Genomic DNA, 1,444 nt, shown 5'->3' with positions numbered 1-1,444 from the left:
GTTGACTCGATGGAAACGCTGCTACTCCATGAGAGTGTAAACCAAGCATGGGGCGCAAGAGACCGACGAGTGGCTCGTGCTATCGAGCACGTAGTGTTGACTGGTCCGTGTGCGAAAGAAGCCGAGTCATGGGCGTGACAGCCCGGGTGCCGCGCGGCGCGGCACCCGGGAAAGCCCGAATAGGTGCATCTCTGCTTCACGCACTGGCGTCCCGGGTGAATAGACCATGTACCTCGGAATCGATGTCCACAAACGGTACGCACAGGTGGCAGTAATGGATGAGGCCGGTGAGATCGTCGAAGAGGTTCGCGTCGAGAACGCGAACCTCGACGACCTCGCTCAGCGGTACGCTGGCGCACAAGCTGCTCTCGAAGCGACCAGCAATTACTACCACATCCATGATACGCTGTCTGAACATTTGGATGTGACTGTTGCACACCCGCAAGAGCTGACCCAGATTGCCGACACCGACAAGAAAACTGATCGCGTTGACGCCAAAGAACTCGCGCGGATGATGCGGTTGAACTCGGTCCCAGAAAGCTACGTCCCGACCGACGAGATCAGGGAAGCCCGCGCACTCGTGCGCGGGCGACAGACGTTAGTCGAAGACCGGTCAAAGTACGCCAACAAGATCCACGGTCTTCTCTCTGATCACGGGATCACAGAGGATGTAAAACCGTTGAATGTGGAGGGAAGAGAGTTCCTGCAGGAACTCTCGCTTCCCATGCCATGGGACACGTTGCTAGAGTCCTATCTCGACGTGATCGAGAGGCTCACTGAGGAAATCCGAGAGCTTGATGAAGCAATCGAAGAGCGCGCTGGGTCTCTGAAGGAGACCCAGCTGCTGATGACGATTCCAGGCGTGAGTTACTATACGGCGCTAACGATTTACGCGGAGTTAGGCGAAATCGACCGATTTGACGGCCACAAAGAGGTCGTTAATTACGTCGGGTTGAACCCGGTGATCCGCGAGTCAGGCGACTCGCGGATCGAGGGGAGCATCTCGAAACGTGGATCTGGTCGTGTACGGTGGTTACTCGTCCAAGCTGCGAATACTGCAGTTCACACCTGTAACGACGAGTATCTGAGTCGGTTCTACGATCGACTAGCAAGTCGGAAGAACTCCCAGAAAGCAATCGTGGCGACAGCACGGAAGATGTTGGTGTCGATCTATCACATGCTCGATCGGGGAGAAGTATACGATCCGCCGGGAGTGAGCGCATAGACGAGGAATCTGAGGGCCGCCGAGCCGGCGGCCCTCAGTGGCCGGCCGAGGCCCTCCGTGAGCGACTGCTGTCTCCAAACAGCAACCGCACCGCACAACCGCACAGCACAAGATATCGACCGCCTGCCGGCTCTACGGGGCGGCAGACATCAGTACGCCCCAATCATTTTATCGTCAGCGGTGGTTTGGTCGGTTAGCAGCGTTTCCATAGGTGCCACT

General features: G+C 57.2%; 1 protein-coding gene. It reads left to right on the top strand.

Annotation, left to right across the window (positions count from 1 at the left end; genetic code table 11):
* Window positions 1–226: 226 nt before the first annotated feature.
* Window positions 227–1,225: an IS110 family RNA-guided transposase gene (locus GS429_RS17460; RefSeq protein WP_160066633.1), complete on the top strand. Its 999-nt coding sequence runs from the start codon at window positions 227–229 to the stop codon at window positions 1,223–1,225.
* Window positions 1,226–1,444 lie beyond the last annotated feature (219 nt).

It is taken from the genome of Natronorubrum halalkaliphilum, assembly GCF_009834785.1.
GTDB lineage: Archaea > Halobacteriota > Halobacteria > Halobacteriales > Natrialbaceae > Natronorubrum > Natronorubrum halalkaliphilum.
Note: the sequence above shows the minus strand (reverse complement) of the source record. Positions and strands in the feature narration are given on the sequence as shown.